The sequence below is a fragment of the Labrys sp. 22185 genome (genome assembly GCF_052045555.1).
Lineage (GTDB): Bacteria > Pseudomonadota > Alphaproteobacteria > Rhizobiales > Labraceae > Labrys > Labrys neptuniae.
Genome location: NZ_JBQEPH010000040.1, coordinates 1 through 16,642, shown reverse-complemented (window position 1 = coordinate 16,642; position 16,642 = coordinate 1). Strand labels below are relative to the sequence as shown.

The window sequence follows — 16,642 nt, the reverse complement described above, 5'->3', positions numbered from 1 at the left end:
CCCGACTCGGGAGAGGGGAGCCTTATGCGAAATTCATCGGGTCGATGTCGATGTCCACCGCCAGCTGTCCGCTTACCTTCGGCCCGGCGGCGAGCCAGGCGCGGATATAATCCTGCAGGGCGAAGTCCCGAGGGGCTTGCAGGATCAGGCGCATGCGGTGGCGGCCGCGGATCACCGCGATCGGTGCCTCGGCCGGGCCGAGTACGCGCAGGGCAGCGTCGAAGGGGGCCGATTTGACGAGCTGGCGGGCGAAGCCCTCCGCCTTGCCGCGATCCTCGTCGGAAATGGTGAGGGCGGCCATGCGGCCATAGGGCGGCAGGCCGGCCTTGGCGCGCACGGCGATCTCGCGCGCATAGAAACTCTCCTTGTCGCCGGAAACCAGCGCCTGCATCACCGGATGCGAGGGATCATAGCTCTGTAGCAAAGCGCGGCCGGGGCGCTCGCCGCGCCCGGCCCGACCGGTGACTTGGCCGAGGAGCTGGAAGGTACGCTCGGCTGCGCGCGGATCGCCGGTGCCCAGGCCGAGATCGGCATCGACAACGCCGACCAGCGTCAGAAAAGGGAAATTATGGCCCTTGGCGACGAGCTGCGTGCCGATGACGAGGTTGGCCTCGCCCTTGGCGACGGTGTCGAGCTCCTGGCGCAGGCGCTCGGCGCTACCATGGATGTCGGAGGAGAGGATCACGGTGTGGGCCTCCGGGAAGAGACCCGAGACCTCTTCGGCGATGCGCTCCACGCCGGGGCCGCAAGGGGTGAGCGTGTCTTCGCCCTCGCAGCTCGGGCAATGGCGCGGCACCGGCGCAGTATGCCCGCAATGGTGGCAGACCAGGCTCTTGCGGAAGCGATGCTCCACCAGCCAGGCCGTGCAGTTCGGGCATTGGAAGCGATGCCCGCATTTACGGCAAAGCGTGAGCGGGGCATAACCGCGCCGGTTGAGGAAGAGTAGGGCCTGCTCTCCCGCTGCCAGCGTTTCCTTGACCGCCGAGACCAGACTAGGCGCAATGAATTTGCCGCGCTCGGGCCCACCTTCGCGCATGTCGACGGTAGTGATCGACGGCAGCGCCCGCCCGCCGAAACGCTGGGGCAGGGTGATATGGCCGTAGCGGCCGCGATCGGCATTCACCCTCGATTCGATCGAGGGGGTGGCCGAGGCCAGCACCACCGGCGCATCGATCAGCCGGGCACGCACCACCGCCATGTCGCGGGCATTGTAGCGCGGCCCGTCCTCCTGCTTGTAGGAACCGTCGTGCTCCTCGTCGACGATGATGACCCGCAGGTCGACGAAGGGCAGGAACAGGGCCGAGCGGGCGCCGGCCACCACCGCAACCTCGCCCTTGGCGATGCCGTGCCAGAGCTTCGCCCGCTTGTTGGCCGATATGCCCGAATGCCACTCGGCCGGGCGTACGCCGAAACGCTCGGCGAAACGGTCGAGGAACTGGTTGGTCAGCGCGATCTCGGGCAGCATGATCAAAGCCTGCCCGCCCTGCCTGACGGCCTCGGCCACCGCCTCGAAATAGACCTCGGTCTTGCCCGAACCGGTGACCCCTTCCAGGAGCATCGCCGAGAAGCGCCGGGCCGCCACGGCCTGGCTCAGACTGGCGGCGGCCAGCGCCTGGGCTTCGTTCAGGCTGGCGCTGCCGAAGGTGAGATCCGGGGTACCCGCCACCGGTTCGGGCGGCAGGGCCAGGGGCTCGACAGCGCCGGCATCGACTAGGCCGTCGACCACGCTCGGTGACACCCCGGTCGCCTCGATCAGCGCGCGCTTTTCATGCACGAAACCATCGGATAGATGGTCGAGCACGCGCCGGCGCGCAGCGGTGAGGCGCTCGGGCTCGTGCTTGCCCAGGCGATAGCCGAGCCTCTGCTTCTCCGGCGGCAATTCCGGCGCGCGCAGCGCCATGCGCATGATCATGCCGCGCGGCGTCAGCGTCCAGTTCGCCACCCATTCGATGAAGCGGCGCATTTCAGCCCCGAGTGGGGGAATTTCGAGGCGCTCCTCCACATATTTCAGCCGGTTGGAGGAGGCAGGCAGCACGCCATCGCCGTCCCAGACCACGCCGACCACCTCGCGCGGGCCGAGCGTGACGCGCACGACATCGCCCGGCATCAGCGTGTTGCCGAAGGGCACGCGGTAGCTGTAGGTGCGCTCCAGCGCCACCGGCAGCAGCACCTCGACGACTTCGCCCGGATTAGCCATGGGCCCCCGCGCTCCGGGAGGCCTGGCTCGATGGGATATGCGCCACGATCATCCCCGACAGGTCGGGGAGGGGGCTGAGTCTGTCAAGGGTGGCACATGCCGGCCGTGCCTCCTGCAGCCGCTACTTCGTCTTGAGCAGCATGATCGATTGCACGCCTTCCTCCTCGCTGGCGTCAAAACGGACTGTGACGTCGTCCGGCAGGGGATAGAAATAGGCGCGGTTTTCATCGAGGGGGAAGAGCTCTTTCGTCGGCTTGCCCATCAGGCGTTTCAGGGTGATCAAGGGATCACCGATCCTGACGCTGCCCACGCTGCCGTTGAACGGTTTGGTGAGTTTGATGCTCGCGACCTGCTTGTCGGTCGACAGGTAAAGTGCAAAGCCGTCGGCGGGATAGAGTGCGAGGCGTTCGCCCATCGCGCTGGTATAGGGCTCTGGCTGGCGGGTGGAGCCAAAAATGCGTTGAGCCTCAGCAACGCTGGCTCCCAATCCGACAGGGACACCTTCAATGGCCGGTACGGTCGTGGAGGCGGCGGGTGGAGGCTCCGAGCCGAAACGGCCGTCGTAGCCGGCGAGTTGAATCGCCAGGATGTCCTTGTCGCGGGCATAATAGTCGGAGAGCTCTGTGATGTTGGCCTTGGCATTCTTTTCCGTGCAAGGCGCCGGCCGCTCGGCCGCTAGCTTGCGCTCGCTTTCGGCGATCGCATCGCGTCCTGCCTCGCTGAGGAAGGCAGGCAGAGCCACCGCCTCCAATTGCCATTTGCCGCGATGGCAGGCGTCCGCATAGGCGTTGTGTCTGATACGCGCTTCAGTCAGGCGCAGCAGGGAGTTGACGATCGTGTCGTTGAGGCGACCCTGATCCAGTGTCCGGGAGCGCTCGACGAAGAACTTTTTCAGGTCGGGATTCAATCCGCCGTAGGTGGAAGGAGGCGGCGCGGGACCTCCGAAGACGGCGATATTGATGTCCTTGAAACTGTAGAAGCCGATGGAGTAGCCGAGCTGGAACAGGGCCAGCGGAATGGCCGCGATCGCTACCAGGGTACGCGGCCAGCGGCGCGGTGGCTGGCCGGGAGAGCCATCGCGGCGCAGCATGGTGAAGGCGAGCCCCAGGGCGACGATCGCCATCACGATGCCCAGCAGATTCAACTCGGATTCGAACACCACCTCGCCGTTGACGGTCCGCTTGTCGGAAGCGCCCAGGAAGAGCCAGAATGGCAGCACGCCAAGAAGAATGGCAGCCAGCGGGCGGTTCATATTGTGCCAAAGACCTTGCGTGGGCTCGCTCACGAACAGGCTCCCTATCATTGCTGCGTCGGGCCGATGGGCCCGATTCGCGCGCAAATCTGGGGGCAGGCGCTTGGGAAGGTCGAGTCCCCCAGGGAACAGAGGCTGGCGAGGGGAGCTCGGTCCGTTTGAGAAGCGCAGCTATCGAGATCGCCCGCCAGGTCGCTTTAGGCGGCGCTCAGCCCTCATATTCCGCCCAACATTGAGGGGTCTCATAGACCCTCACGGAAGCGACCAGCGGCAGCAGCGGCTTGATCCTGTCCCAGATCCAGATCGCGATATTTTCCGCGGTCGGATTTTCAAGCCCTTCGATCTCGTTGAGGCAATAGTGGTCCAGGCGCTGCAGCAACGGACCGAAGGCCGCCTCCACGTCGAAGAAATCAACGACGAAGCCGGTATGTGGATCGACCGAGCCTTCCAGCTGCAGTTCGACACGATAGGAGTGCCCGTGCATTCGATGGCAACGGTGGGTTTGCGGGACGTTGGGAAGGCGGTGCGCGGCCTCGAAGGTGAATGCCTGCGTGATCTTCATGGAATACCGAGCATTTTATGGGTTTGCAGTGTCAATCGCCACCGCGGATTCGCCAGGCAATAGGCGACCGCAGCTGCCGTGTTCGCCTCGCGCTCCGGTCCGTCCATGGGTTGGAGCAGCAGATGCTGGAAGGACAGATCTTCGAACTGGCAGGGGTCGAGCCCGGCTTGAGGGTAGACGAATTTGAGTTCGTCACCCGCGCCGACCACGATCGGCGCGCCGGCCTTTGGGCTGACGCAGAGCCAATCGATGCCCGAGGGGGGAGCGACGGTGCCGTTCGTTTCGACCGCGATCTCGAAACCCGTCTCATGCAGGGCCGCGACGAGATCGGCGTCGACCTGAAGAAGAGGCTCACCGCCGGTCAGCACGACGAGGCGCTGACCTTCGTCGCCACCGGTCCAGGTCCGGTTTATGGCGCGGGCGAGTTCATGCGCGCCGGCGAAACGTCCACCGCCCGTTCCGTTCATTCCGACAAAGTCGGTATCGCAGAATTGGCAGATGGCCGTCGCGCGGTCAGCCTCCCGCCCGGACCACAGATTGCAGCCGGCGAAACGGCAGAACACGGCGGCCCGGCCGGCGTTACGACCTTCGCCCTGAAGCGTGTAGAAGATTTCCTTAACGGCATAAGTCATGGTCGGAGGCCCGTCGAAACGAAGGGGCGAATAGAGCATAAACGCCTCTCTCCGCAACCTTGGAGGATGGTCGCCGACAATTCTCATGTCATTCCGGCGGCATTATGCGCATGCAGCGACGGTGACGTAGCGATCCCCGGACCGGTACGTCTTCAGCGCCGACAGGCGGGTCTTGGAACCCGCCCATCTTGCCTCCTTGCTTGCACCTTCCCCCTTGCTCGTCTAATCAGCCGGCATTCCAATCAAAGGTGACAGGTCATGGCGACGCAAAAGCTCCTCCTTCTTCCTGGCGACGGCATCGGTGTCGAGGTGATGGCGGAGGTCAAACGCCTGATCGCCTTCCTCAACCAGACCGGTCTCGCCTCCTTCGAGACGGAAGAGGATCTGGTCGGCGGCGCCGCCTATGACGCCCATGGCAAGGCGATCTCCGAAGATGCCATGAAGCTTGCAGACCAGGCCGATGCGGTGATGTTCGGTGCTGTCGGCGGTCCGAAATGGGCCGACGTTCCCTATGAGGCGCGTCCGGAAGCCGGCCTCCTGCGCCTGCGCAAGGATCTTGGCCTCTTCGCCAATCTGCGTCCCGCCGTGTGCTATCCGGCGCTGGCCGAAGCCTCCTCGCTCAAGCGCGAGCTGGTCGAGGGCCTCGACATCATGATCGTGCGCGAACTCACCGGCGGTGTCTATTTCGGCGAGCCCAAGGAGATCGTCACGCTGGAGAACGGCGAGAAGCGTGCCGTCGATACCCAGGTCTACACTACCCATGAGATCGAGCGCATCGCCCGCGTCGCCTTCGACCTCGCCAAGGTGCGCCGCGGCCTGGTGCATTCGTCCGAAAAGCACAACGTCATGAAATCGGGCGTGTTGTGGAAGCAGGTCGTCACGGAGGTCCACAAGGCCGAGTATGCCGACGTCAAGCTCGAGCACATCCTGGCCGACAATTGCGGCATGCAGCTGGTGCGCACGCCCAAGCAGTTCGACGTGATCGTCTGCGACAATCTGTTCGGCGACATGCTCTCCGACGTCGCGGCCATGCTGACGGGTTCGCTCGGCATGCTGCCCTCGGCCGCGCTCGGCGCCGAGGATGCCAAGACCGGCAAGCGCAAGGCGATGTATGAGCCGGTGCACGGCTCGGCGCCGGACATTGCCGGCAAGGGCCTGGCCAATCCGATCGCCACCCTCGCTTCCTTCGGCATGGCGCTACGCTATTCCTTCGGACTTTCCGAGGCCGCCGACCGCCTCGACGCCGCCATCTCGGCGGTGCTGAGCGAGGGGCTGCGCACCAAGGACATCGCCAGCGCCGGCCAGAACGCCGTCTCCACCGGCGAGATGGGCGCGGCCGTGATCAAGGCGATGGGGTAAGGTTGAAGAGAGGACTTCTCAGCGACATGCCGACATGTCGCTGAGACCGCTCTTGCTCCTCAATGAGTGGCCTCGCCCCAGGAGCAGACTGGAAGTCCGCGCTCCGAACCTAGCGCTGCCACAGGCCCTCGCGTTCGAGGTCGTCCATCGTGCGCGAGATGCCTTCGCGCAGGATGGCGGCCATGTCGTCGATCTGGGCGCGGGTGATGGTCAGCGGCGGCGACATCACGCACATGTTGACGATCGGCCGCACCAGCAGGCCGAGTTCCTGGCAATGGCCGTCGATGCGCTTGCCGATGGTCTCGTCGAGCGCCCCACCCTCCTCGCCGGCAGGCCCGGCGACGCATTCGATGCCAGCCATCATGCCGAGGCCGCGCACCTCGCCGACCAAAGGCAGGTCCGCGAGGTCCCGGAGCCGGGCCTGAAAATAGGGCGTGACCTCGTGCACATGGTCGAGGACGCCGTCTTCCAGGATATCGAGATTCTTCAGGGCGACCGCGCAGCCGATGGGATGGCTGGTGTTGGTCAGGCCATGGGCGAACATCGCCTCGGGATAGTTGGAACGCCTGAGATCCGCGAGCAACCGATCCGAGATCACCACGCCGCCCAGCGGGAAATAGCCCGAGGTGACGCCCTTGGCGAAAGTGATCATGTCGGGATCGAGCCCGAATATCTCTCCCGAAGCAAAGACATGGCCGAGGCGGCCGAAGGCCGTCACCACCTCGTCGCAGATATAGAGGATGTCGTTGGCCCGGCAGATCTCGCGGATGCGCGGCAGGTAGCCCTCCGGTGGCACGATGACGCCGCCCGAGGCCTGGATCGGCTCGGCGACGAAGGCTCCGATCCGCTCGGCGCCGATACGGGCGACGGTGTCGCGGAACTCGTCGACCAGGACATCGGCGAATTCGACCACTGTCTTGCCGCCGGGACGGCGGAAGGGGTTGGGTGACGAGAGCTTGACGACGAGATCGCCGGCGCTGTCCATCCAGTCATTGTCGCGCGGACGGGCATTGAGCGAGGCGGAAAGATAGGTCGAGCCGTGATAGGCGCTGCCGCGGCTGAGGATCAGCTTCTTGTCCGGGCGGCCGCGCACATTGTTGTAGAACTGCATGAAGCGCAGCGCCGTCTCCACGGCCGAGGATCCCCCGGTAGTGAAGAAGACATGGTTGAGGTCGCCCGGCGCATGGGCGGCGATCCGCTCGGCCAGGGCGACGGAGGGCGAGCTCGTGGTGTACCAGGGCGAGCTGTAGGACAGCGCCATCGCCTGCTCGTGCATGACGTCGGCGAGTTCGCGGCGGCGATGGCCGATATTGGTGCACCACATGCCGGCGGGGCCGTCGATCAGACGCTTGCCGGCGGCATCGGTGATGTAGATGCCGTCGCCCTCGCCGATCAGCGGGCGTGCCTCGTCGCCCATGGTTTCCGCGACAGGCCAGGGCTGGATCAGATGGCGTTTGGCGCGTTCGGTCAGATCTTCCTCCGCTACCGCCATCGCCGTCGAGCCAATCGTCGTCATCGTCGTCACCTCGTCTTCACCAGCTGGGACATGTCCTTTGGTCGTGCCGGGGAGGGCGGAACTTCCCTAGCCGGCACCACCAAAACGCAGGCCCGTCAGCATTCCCGTCACGGATGTCCGATCGTCTAATTGCTATACGTTCGTTCAGTTATAATCAGGATACTGAACGAACGTATAGCAAAAAATCGCATTGACAATCCTGCCGTTCTCACCAAGCATGCTGGAAAGACGCCGGCTCGGATCGGGCGGCGGGACAGGGTGGCTTCACCAGGATGAACACTTCCACGAGCACCGGCCGCACGCGGATCAACCGGGCCGAGCGCCGGAGCGAGTTGATCGATGCGACGATCGATTGCCTGGCCCGTTACGGCTATGAGGGCACCACGATCGGTGTCGTCGCCGAGGCGGTCGGCATGTCCCGCGGCATCGTGAACTTTCATTTCGAGACCAAGGAACAATTGCTGCTGGAGACGTTGCGTTTCTTGTCGGACGAATATCGCGATCATTGGCGCGCTGCCCTTGCCCAGGCCGGGCCATCGGCTGCGGAGCGGCTCTGGGCGATGGTTCTGGCCGATTTCGACCGCAGAATCTGCACGCCGCGCAAGCTGGCGGCTTGGTTTGCTTTCCGGAGCGAGGCAAAGGCCCGCCCGACCTATCGCAGCATGTGCAACGACACAGACCAGGAGAATCTCGGTGTCGTCGCCGATCTCTGTGCCGAACTCGTGCCGGCAGGCATCGATGCGCATAAGCTGGCACGCGCGATCGTGTGCATGCTCGAAGGCCTGTGGCTGCATCTGATGATCGCCCCCAAGAACCTGTCGCGGGAGGAGGCGCGCGACGTCGCGGCCTCGCATCTGGCCATCGTGCTGCCTGAGCATTTTACGCCGTCGGGACCTATCCCGGCGGTGCGTTCATCCCTGGGCCGTCCATTGCCGGAAGCCCAGCCGTCCTGAGCGAGCAAGAAGGAGGAAGAGCCGACTGTCGGCGCGGATACGAAACGCTTTCGGGCAGGCTCGGCCGTAGAGCGACGACCTCGATGGAATGTTCTACCCGGACAGCCGGGGCGGATGCGCCGAAGAGCGCCGGTTTCCGCTCGTCCGGATCCTGAATGACGCCGAGCGGGCTTTCTCGGTGCGAACAGCCGCGTGCTTCCGTCTGAAGCGAGGCGTCGTGGCATCGTCAAGAGCAAAGCGCGTTCGAGTGTGGACGCTTGTTTGCTCTAGCTTCTTGTTCCGACGCGTCTTTGCGATTCTTGGTGATTCCACCAAATCGCAAAACGCTTCAGGCCCCATCACAGCAATTGCAGCCCTTTGTACAGGGCTGCAATCCCCATCCGTCGGCGTCTGGCGTCGGCGGCAATGATGACGCACGTCCAGAGGAGACCCTCATGCCGTCTTGCCCGACGCCGATTTGGAGATCGCGTTCTCGCCGAAGTCGCCTCCAACCGCCCCAGCTCTTGGCTCTCGCCGCTGCGGCCATGGCCGCCCTGCTGGCTACCGGGCCCGCAATGGCGGGCGACAGGGTCGTCAACGTCTATAGCTGGGCCGACTACATCGATCCTTCCACCCTGGAATCCTTCACCCGTGAGACCGGCATCAAGGTCGTCTACGACACCATGGATTCCAACGAGGTGCTGGAGACCAAGCTCTATGCCGGTCATTCCGGCTATGACGTCGTCGATCCCACCGGCCCCAATCTGAAGCGCGAGATCGCAGCCGGCGTGTTTCAACCGCTGGACAAGGCCAGGATCCCCAATCTCCAGCACGGCTGGGACAAGGTGTTCCAGCGCCTGGCCTTCTATGATCCGGGCAACCGATACGCCGTGAACTATATGTGGGGCACTACCGGCATCGGCTACAATGTCGAGATGGCCAGGAAGCGCCTGGGCGATGTGCCGATCGACAGCTGGAGCATCGTGTTCAAGCCGGAGAACCTGGCTAAATTCGCCGATTGCGGCGTGAGCATCCTCGATACCCCCGACGAGCTGATCCCGCCTGCCCTGGAATATCTCGGGCTCGATCCCGATTCCAAGAACCCCAAGGATATCGCCAAGGCGGGAGAGCTGCTCAAGGCCATCAGGCCCTATGTCCGCACCTTCAGTTCCTCGGGTTATCTCAGCGCGCTCTCCGCCGGCGATCTGTGCCTGGTGGTCGGTTGGGCCGGGGACGTCATCCAGGCGCGCAACCGCGCCATCGAAGCCCATGCCAAGTCGCCTGACAGCCCCCTGGTCGACATCCGTTATGTCGTGCCGAAGGAAGGCGCGCTGATCTGGGTCGACGGCTGGGCGATCCCCAAGGATGCCGAGCATGTCGAGGAGGCCCATGCCTTCATCGACTACATGATGCGCCCGGAGATAGCTGCCAGGAATACGGAGTTCATCTCCTACGCCACTGGCAATCTCACCGCGCAAAAGTTCATCAAGCCCGAGATCCTCAAGGATCCCGCCATCTTTCCCGATGAGGCCACCATGGCGCGCCTGTTCACCACCACGGCGCCGGACGCCAAGATTCAGAAACTCTGGACGCGGACCTGGACCAACATCAAGACCAACGAATAGGGGTTCGGGCCAGCAGGCGCTTGCCGCGCCTGGGCCGGGCGCCACTTATTTCGTCTTGCCGGCCGAGACGTCCATGATCAGCCGTGCCAGCAGATAAAGGCGCGGCACCACCGAATCGAGCTCGACATATTCGGCGTCGTTGGAATGGGCGCCGAAGCCACGCAGACCGAGGCCTTCCAGCACCGGTCCCTTGGCCTTCAGTCCCGCAAAGGCGGCGTCCGTGCCGCCGCCGCCGGCCTTGTCGATCACGCTCAGCTTCTGGCCGATCTCGCCATAGATGGCGCCGGCCCGTGCCGCCAAGGCGCGCCCGGCGTCGGTGGGCTGCAGGGGCGGGCGGCGGCGCTCGAACAGCGCCTCGATCTTGCTGTCGGGCAGGAGCTTGTTGGCGATGCGCTCCTTCACCGTCTTCTCGATGCGGTCGAAATCGGCCATGCGCAGCATGCGCACATCGGCCTGGGCCGTCGCTTCGGCCGGGACGACATTGCGGTTGGTGCCGGCCTTGGCCACCGTCCAATTCAGCTTGAGGCCGAGCTTGGGATCGGAAAGATCGCGCATCTGCAGAATCTGGTGCGCCAGTTCATAGAGCGCGTTGACGCCGCGCTCGGGTGCAGCCCCGGCATGGGAGGCCTTGCCCTCGACCTTGAGGGCGACGGCGCCGATGCCGGCGGTGGCGAGGATGATCTGGTCGGTGCCGATGCCCCCGCCTTCCAGGGAAAACACGGCGTCCTGCTCGGTGCCGAGCTCGGTGAGAAGCGCGCGCGAGGCGGGCGAGGAGATCTCTTCGTCGCCGTTGATCATCACCGTCAGCGTGCCGTAGTCCTTGAAATTCAGCTCCTTCAGCAGGGCAACAGTGGTGAGGGCGAGGGCAACACCGTGCTTGTCGTCGGCGATGCCGAGGCCATAGGCCTTGTCGCCCTCGATGCGGAACGGTTGCTGCGCCAGCATGCCCTTGAGATAGACCGTGTCCATATGGGCGATCAGAGCGATCTTCCTGGTGCCGGTGCCGGTGAAGTGGGCAAGCACGACCTTGCCCGGTTTCTCGGGCGTGTCCTGCATGCGATAGACGTCCTTCGGCTCGATCTGCTGCACCTCGCCGCCCAGGGCCTTGAGCCGGTCCGCGATCAGGGTGGCGATCTCAGCCAGGCCATCCGGGTCCTTGCTGCCCGATTCGATCGAAACCAGCGCCTTCATGGTGTCGATCAAGGCTTGGCGCTGTGCTTCGGCCTGCTTGAGCACGGCTTCTTGCGGGGCGGCGAAGGCGGGGCTGGTCTGCGTGGTGACGGCCAGAACCGGCAGCGCGGTCATGATGATGGCAAGGGCAGCGGCGCGAGATCGCGAGCAACGAAGCATCTGGTTCCTCTCGGACTGCGATCACCCTCCAATGACCCGGGCAGATGATGCATAAATGCCGCGCATTCTCAAAATAGTATGCGGGATGACGGTAAATACCCCGCACCAACGGCTCTGTTCGCTGTGCGACCTTTATTCCCGCTGCTTCTCGCCCTACATTGTTCTTGCCGTCACGCGACTTGCATCGGCAGGCGATACGGGACGCGAGATGATCATACCGCTCTATGACGACAACCCGCACCGGCGCATCACGCGAGCCTATGTGAATTGGGCGCTGATTGCCGCCAATGTCTCGGTTTTCGTGTTCTTCCAGTCCGGCTACGTGCCCGGCACCTTCGTGGCGGATACGGCGGGCTTTACCTATTCCTATGGCATGATTCCGGTGGTTCTGTTCCAGAAGATGCAGCTGCCGGCCGAATATATCAGGGTGCCGGAATGGCTGACGCCGATCACCTCATCCTTCGTGCATGGCTCATGGATGCACCTGACCGGCAACATGCTGTTCCTGTGGGTGTTCGGCGACAATGTCGAGGATGATCTCGGGCGCTGGCGCTACCTGTTCTTCTATCTGGCCTGTGCCGTACTGGCTTCCTTCGCCTATGCCCTGACCGCGCAGGACTCCACCAGCCCGCTGATCGGGGCATCCGGGGCGATATCGGGCGTGGTGGCTGCCTATGTGCTGCTGCATCCCAAGGTGAAGATCTGGGTGCTCCTGTTCTTCCGCATTCCGCTGAAACTGCCGGCCTATTGGGCGATCGGGGCCTGGATTCTCTACCAGGCCTATTTTGCGCTTTATGCCTATTTCGTCACCTCGACCGACGATGTCGCCTGGTTTGCCCATCTTGGCGGACTGGTCGCCGGCGCCATCCTGGTGCTGCCGCTCAAACGCGCCGATGCGCCTTTGTTCGACAATGCGCCGCCCCAGGCGCAGAACGACTGGCGCGACACGTTCGATTGAGCGAGGTGGCAGGGCAGGTTTTTTAAACGCGGCTGGAGGCACCGTGCTCGCCGGCCGGCGCGAAACCGCCGGCGTAACGATTCATTCAGATCACCGGCGCGTCATGTCGAGGAGCAGCCCGGCGGCCAGCGCGGCGCCATCGGTGCGGATCGATTTCGCCAGGGCGGCGGCCCGGGCGCGGGTTTCCGGCGCCAGAGCGATAGCGAGCGCGGCGGAGAGCGAGTCGAGGCTCGGGGCCGGGCCGTCATGAGCCACACCGATGCCGAGTGCCGCCACTCGTCCGGCCCAGAACGGCTGGTCTACCAGCTGTGGTACGATCACCTGCGGCACGCCCGCCCGAGCCGCCGCCGTGGTGGTGCCGGCACCCCCATGATGCACCACCGCCGCAACGCGCGGGAACAGGGCCTGCTGGTTGACGTCGCCGACGAGGAAGCAATCCTCTGCGGCCTCCGCAAGAGCGAGTCCGGCCCAGCCGCGAGCGAGCAGGATGCGGCGGCCCTGGGCGCGGATCGCCGCGATCGCCACGGGGCCGGCCGCCTGGGCCGTCGGCATCGACATGCTGCCAAAGCCCGCATAGACCGGCGGCGGGCCGGCTGCCAGGAAGGCTTCGAGATCGGCCGGGAGCGGGCGCTCGTCCGGCAAGATCCAGGCACCGGTCTGTACCACTGTGCTTGCGGCTGGCGGCCACGGGCTCAGGATCGGGTCCGACGCCAGCCAGGGGCTATCGGTGAAGACATGATCGCGCACATTGGTGAGCGCCGGCAGGCCGATCCGGACGCGCAGGCCATTCACGGCGGCACCGAACAGGGCGTTCATGACCTCGCTATTGTGATCCCACAAAGCCCGGTTGTCGGTGATTCCCGGCGGGCGAGGGTGACCGGGATAGGCATAGGGCGGATGATGCGGGGAAGGGATGAAGAGCGGGCAATAGCTGACATGGACATAGGCAAGACCCCGCTCTTCGGCCACCGCCTGTGCCGCGGCGGTGGAGGGAAACAGGCCGCAACCCACCACGGCATCGCAACCCTCGGCCGCCGCGGCCATTGCCCGATATTGCCCCTCCAGGACCTCGCCCGCCACCTGGGGCAGGTCGACAGGTCCCTTGCGCACTTCCGCCAACCAGGGCCGCAAGGCCCGGAAGGCGGGCACCAGCCTTACGCCCGCGCGGGCCAGCACCGCCTCGAACTCCTCATCCGGCGGCACGCAGGCCAGCACCTCGAGGCCGAGATCGCGGAGCCGCGCTCCCAGCGCCGCCACCGGTTCGATATCGCCGCGCGATCCAAAGCTCGTCAACAACACACGCATCCGGCACCCTTTCCCTTGATTGCGGTCGAGGGTTGGTTTGATAGCGCCGGAACCGGGTCTTGCCGCAAGGCCCTTGTGCGTTACATATAAGAAACGGAGGGAGGCAGAGTGCCTCCTCCGGATCTCTATTCGATGTCGCGGCGCCCTGGGGCGCCGTTTTGTTTAAGTGCCGGGCTGCGCGGCCGCCGGTACAGCGGGTTTTGCTTTGCGGACAGGAGGCTTGGTGGGCTTGGCCTTGGCCGGGCTGGCTGGGGCCGGCGTGGCGGTGGCAGCGGGCGTCGCCGCCGGCGGGTTTTCCGCATAGGTCTTCAAGAGCTTGGAACCATAGAAATTTTCCAGCGCCTTGCGGCTCGACTGCACGACCAGAACGCCTTCGATCAGGCCCGGATCCTGGTTGGCGGCTACGATGGCGCCGACCACGCCATTGACCTGCCCTTGATTGCCGACCACGAACGGGGCCGTCTTGGCAGGCCCGCCTGCCAGATCCGTGACCGTCAGTGTGCCCTTGACGTAATTGGCGTCACCGACCAGCAGGGACAGGGCGGGATTCTTCAAATGATAATCGGTCAGGATGATCGACAGGTGCTTGGCTGCGCCGGTTTGCGGCAGGTGCTGCACGTCCTGGCGCACAGCTTCAGTCAGCCGCGGGGCGAAGCTTCCCGGAACTGGATTGCGCGCGGAGGCAATGGCCGTCACCGTCACGTCCTTGACATAGGCCTCGCCGGGCTTGGGAAACATGCCGGCGGTTGAGCAACTGGCGAGACTGGTTGCAACGAAAAGGACGCCGGCGACTTTCAAAACTGTATCAAACATGGGGGACCTGCTTTCCTTGGGAGCGTGGCTGGAGATCGTCTTCTTGTTCGTGCTCCAAGCCTTTGCTGCCAAAGTCACGGCGAAGGGAGGCCGCGCCAATCATTGCGTAGGGTTAGGGAGTACCGAGCAAACCTGAGTCCGAGCACAGCGAGCAGGTATGCTTCGCGCAAGTCGTGTTTGGTGGGATTTTTGCTTATCAACAGTTTGTTGTTGTTTCCAATTAAGTATGAGGAAGGCAAGAGCAAAGTGTTCGATAATAAAAACAATAAATGGTAACCTGTTACTATGTTGGGTAGCAGAATCGGTCGGGCCGGGTGGTAGTGCAGTTGGAGCGATTGATCGCCGGAGGTGGCAAACAGTATCGACGTCCTCCCCGAGGCCGAGCGGGACATTCGTGCTGACTTGTCCGGCGTGTCGCGGTTCGTGATGCGCTCCACCGACCGCCGAGAATGCCCGTGACTGGAACTCGCCCGGTCGCTTCACACAAATGTCGCGTTGACACAAAAAGCCGCGCCCTTTAGCTGACTTGCGTCATCAAGTTCAGCGGCGGCGGTCTTGTCGCGACGTGACATGTCGGTTCGCCGACAGCGCGGGAGGGACAAGGCCATTATGCGGTCGTTTCATATCGCTCATTGTTCCGGTTCCCCGTCTGGAGAAGCCCCATGAAAGTGCTCGTGCCCGTGAAGCGGGTGGTCGATTACAATGTGAAGATCCGCGTCAAGGCCGATGGTTCGGGTGTCGATCTCAACAATGTCAAGATGTCGATGAACCCCTTCGACGAGATCGGCGTGGAGGAAGCGCTGCGTCTGAAGGAAGCCGGCAAGGCGAGCGAAGTGGTGGTGGTTTCGATCGGCCCGGCCCAGGCGGCCGAGACGCTGCGCTCGGGCCTGGCCATGGGTGCCGACCGCGGCATCCTGATCAAGACCGATGCCACCGTCGAGCCCCTGGCGGTGGCCAAGCTCCTGAAGGCGGTGATCGGCAACGAGAACCCGGGCCTGGTCATCCTGGGCAAGCAGGCCATCGACGACGACATGAACGCCACCGGCCAGATGCTGGCGGCGCTGCTGGGCTGGCCGCAGGGCACCTTTGCCTCCAAGCTCGAGGTCGGCGGCGACAAGATCGACGTTGTCAGAGAGGTCGATGGCGGCCTGCAGACGGTTGCGCTCAACCTGCCGGCGATCATCACCACGGATCTGCGCCTCAACGAACCGCGCTATGCTTCGCTGCCCAACATCATGAAGGCCAAGAAGAAGCCGATCGACGAGACCAGCCCGGAGGCGCTGGGCGTCGACATCGCCCCGCGCCTGACCGTGGTGAAGACGGTGGAGCCGCCGGCGCGCCAGGCCGGCAAGAAGGTCGCCTCGGTGGCCGAGCTGGTCGACAAGCTCAAGAACGAAGCCGGCGTCATCTGAGCGCAGGAGGATTGATATCATGACCACTCTTCTCATCGCCGAGATCGACGCCACCGGCCTCAAGGACGTCACCAACCGTGCCCTCACCGCCGCCAAGGAACTCGGTGGCCCGGTGCATGTGCTGGTGGCCGGCGCCAACGCCCAGGCTGCCGCCGAACAGGCCGCCAAGCTGCAGGGCGTCGAAAAGGTCCTGGTGGCCGATGCCGCCTATGAGCATCGCCTGGCCGAGCCGACGGCGGCCCTGATCGTCAGCCTGGCCGGCGGCTATGACGCCATCGTGGCGCCCTCGACGGCGGCCTGGAAGAACGTGCTGCCGCGCGTCGCCGCCCTGCTCGACGTCATGCAGATCTCCGACATCGTCAAGGTCGTCTCGTCCGATACGTTCGAGCGGCCGATCTATGCCGGCAACGCCATCCAGACCGTGACCTCGGTCGACGCCAAGAAGGTGATCACCGTGCGCACCGCCTCCTTCGCCGCCACCGGCGAAGGCGGTTCGGCGGTGGTGGAACCGGCAGCGGCCGCGGCCGATCCGGGCCTGTCGACCTTCAAGGGCGAGGAACTGGCCAAGTCCGACCGTCCGGAACTGGCCTCGGCCAAGATCATCATCTCGGGCGGGCGGGCCATGGCCAACCGCGAGAACTTCGCCACCTATATCGAACCGGTGGCCGACAAGCTCGGCGCCGCCATGGGGGCCTCGCGCGCCGCGGTCGATGCGGGCTATGCCCCCAA

14 protein-coding genes are annotated in these 16,642 nt (G+C 64.5%); 6 read left to right on the top strand and 8 right to left on the bottom strand.

The annotated features are described in order from the left end of the window. Nucleotides 1-22: 22 nt before the first annotated feature. From ACTJKX_RS34200 to queE, 4 genes are all read right to left on the bottom strand, one after another. Nucleotides 23-2,197, bottom strand: coding sequence for a primosomal protein N' (locus ACTJKX_RS34200; RefSeq protein WP_440728038.1), 2,175 nt, complete (start codon nucleotides 2,195-2,197; stop codon nucleotides 23-25). Between the two features lie 121 nt (nucleotides 2,198-2,318). Beyond that, on the bottom strand, nucleotides 2,319-3,482 hold the full coding sequence (locus ACTJKX_RS34195) for a hypothetical protein (protein ID WP_367626861.1): 1,164 nt from the start codon (nucleotides 3,480-3,482) through the stop codon (nucleotides 2,319-2,321). A gap of 175 nt (nucleotides 3,483-3,657) precedes the next feature. Further along, entirely contained in the window at nucleotides 3,658-4,011 is a 354-nt protein-coding gene (gene queD / locus ACTJKX_RS34190) for a 6-carboxytetrahydropterin synthase QueD (RefSeq protein WP_440728037.1), read from the bottom strand. Beyond that, nucleotides 4,008-4,643 carry a 7-carboxy-7-deazaguanine synthase gene (gene queE / locus ACTJKX_RS34185; RefSeq protein ID WP_440728036.1) on the bottom strand — a complete coding sequence of 212 codons (636 nt, stop codon included), beginning with the start codon at nucleotides 4,641-4,643 and terminating at the stop codon, nucleotides 4,008-4,010. Before queE ends, queD begins: the two co-directional genes overlap by 4 nt. Before the next feature lie 258 nt (nucleotides 4,644-4,901). On the opposite strand from queE, the gene leuB reads away from it, so the two are divergent. Next, entirely contained in the window at nucleotides 4,902-6,002 is a 1,101-nt protein-coding gene (leuB, locus tag ACTJKX_RS34180; RefSeq protein WP_440728035.1) for a 3-isopropylmalate dehydrogenase, read from the top strand. A gap of 109 nt (nucleotides 6,003-6,111) precedes the next feature. On the opposite strand, the gene ACTJKX_RS34175 is transcribed toward leuB, so the two are convergent. Then, nucleotides 6,112-7,518 (bottom strand): aminotransferase, encoded by a 1,407-nt coding sequence (locus ACTJKX_RS34175; RefSeq protein ID WP_440728034.1) that lies wholly within the window; start codon nucleotides 7,516-7,518, stop codon nucleotides 6,112-6,114. A 272-nt stretch (nucleotides 7,519-7,790) separates the two neighbouring features. Between ACTJKX_RS34175 and ACTJKX_RS34170 the strand changes: the two genes are divergently transcribed. Further along, a complete protein-coding gene (locus ACTJKX_RS34170) occupies nucleotides 7,791-8,471 on the top strand; it encodes a TetR/AcrR family transcriptional regulator (RefSeq protein ID WP_394312459.1) in 681 nt (226 codons plus the stop codon). Nucleotides 8,472-8,995: 524 nt separating this feature from the next. After that, the gene (locus ACTJKX_RS34165) at nucleotides 8,996-10,075 is read left to right on the top strand and encodes a polyamine ABC transporter substrate-binding protein (protein ID WP_440728033.1); all 1,080 of its coding nucleotides are present in this window, start codon (nucleotides 8,996-8,998) and stop codon (nucleotides 10,073-10,075) included. A 45-nt stretch (nucleotides 10,076-10,120) separates the two neighbouring features. On the opposite strand, the gene ACTJKX_RS34160 is transcribed toward ACTJKX_RS34165, so the two are convergent. Next, nucleotides 10,121-11,425, bottom strand: coding sequence for a M20/M25/M40 family metallo-hydrolase (locus tag ACTJKX_RS34160; protein ID WP_440728032.1), 1,305 nt, complete (start codon nucleotides 11,423-11,425; stop codon nucleotides 10,121-10,123). A gap of 208 nt (nucleotides 11,426-11,633) precedes the next feature. On the opposite strand from ACTJKX_RS34160, the gene ACTJKX_RS34155 reads away from it, so the two are divergent. After that, nucleotides 11,634-12,383 (top strand): rhomboid family intramembrane serine protease, encoded by a 750-nt coding sequence (locus tag ACTJKX_RS34155; RefSeq protein ID WP_068298207.1) that lies wholly within the window; start codon nucleotides 11,634-11,636, stop codon nucleotides 12,381-12,383. A gap of 90 nt (nucleotides 12,384-12,473) precedes the next feature. Here the strand turns inward: ACTJKX_RS34155 and ACTJKX_RS34150 are convergent, their stop codons facing one another. Further along, a complete protein-coding gene (locus ACTJKX_RS34150; protein ID WP_440728031.1) occupies nucleotides 12,474-13,688 on the bottom strand; it encodes a glycosyltransferase in 1,215 nt (404 codons plus the stop codon). Between the two features lie 162 nt (nucleotides 13,689-13,850). Continuing rightward, the gene (locus tag ACTJKX_RS34145) at nucleotides 13,851-14,501 is read right to left on the bottom strand and encodes a hypothetical protein (protein WP_311945039.1); all 651 of its coding nucleotides are present in this window, start codon (nucleotides 14,499-14,501) and stop codon (nucleotides 13,851-13,853) included. Between the two features lie 662 nt (nucleotides 14,502-15,163). Here ACTJKX_RS34145 and ACTJKX_RS34140 point away from each other — a divergent pair. Continuing rightward, nucleotides 15,164-15,913: an electron transfer flavoprotein subunit beta/FixA family protein gene (locus ACTJKX_RS34140; protein WP_440727202.1), complete on the top strand. Its 750-nt coding sequence runs from the start codon at nucleotides 15,164-15,166 to the stop codon at nucleotides 15,911-15,913. Between the two features lie 19 nt (nucleotides 15,914-15,932). Beyond that, a partial coding sequence (locus ACTJKX_RS34135) for an electron transfer flavoprotein subunit alpha/FixB family protein (protein ID WP_440727203.1) occupies nucleotides 15,933-16,642 on the top strand: 710 nt, incomplete at its 3' end.

Excerpts from the sequence above, each read along its gene's own strand:
- ACTJKX_RS34200 (WP_440728038.1), bottom strand. The coding sequence starts at position 2,197 with ATGGCTAATCCGGGCGAAGTCGTCGAGGTGCTGCTGCCGGTGGCGCTG.
- queD (WP_440728037.1), bottom strand. The coding sequence starts at position 4,011 with ATGAAGATCACGCAGGCATTCACCTTCGAGGCCGCGCACCGCCTTCCC.
- queE (WP_440728036.1), bottom strand. The coding sequence starts at position 4,643 with ATGACTTATGCCGTTAAGGAAATCTTCTACACGCTTCAGGGCGAAGGT.
- leuB (WP_440728035.1), top strand. The coding sequence starts at position 4,902 with ATGGCGACGCAAAAGCTCCTCCTTCTTCCTGGCGACGGCATCGGTGTC.
- ACTJKX_RS34175 (WP_440728034.1), bottom strand. The coding sequence starts at position 7,518 with ATGACGACGATTGGCTCGACGGCGATGGCGGTAGCGGAGGAAGATCTG.
- ACTJKX_RS34170 (WP_394312459.1), top strand. The coding sequence starts at position 7,791 with ATGAACACTTCCACGAGCACCGGCCGCACGCGGATCAACCGGGCCGAG.
- ACTJKX_RS34165 (WP_440728033.1), top strand. The coding sequence starts at position 8,996 with ATGGCCGCCCTGCTGGCTACCGGGCCCGCAATGGCGGGCGACAGGGTC.
- ACTJKX_RS34160 (WP_440728032.1), bottom strand. The coding sequence starts at position 11,425 with ATGCTTCGTTGCTCGCGATCTCGCGCCGCTGCCCTTGCCATCATCATG.
- ACTJKX_RS34155 (WP_068298207.1), top strand. The coding sequence starts at position 11,634 with ATGATCATACCGCTCTATGACGACAACCCGCACCGGCGCATCACGCGA.
- ACTJKX_RS34150 (WP_440728031.1), bottom strand. The coding sequence starts at position 13,688 with ATGCGTGTGTTGTTGACGAGCTTTGGATCGCGCGGCGATATCGAACCG.
- ACTJKX_RS34145 (WP_311945039.1), bottom strand. The coding sequence starts at position 14,501 with ATGTTTGATACAGTTTTGAAAGTCGCCGGCGTCCTTTTCGTTGCAACC.
- ACTJKX_RS34140 (WP_440727202.1), top strand. The coding sequence starts at position 15,164 with ATGAAAGTGCTCGTGCCCGTGAAGCGGGTGGTCGATTACAATGTGAAG.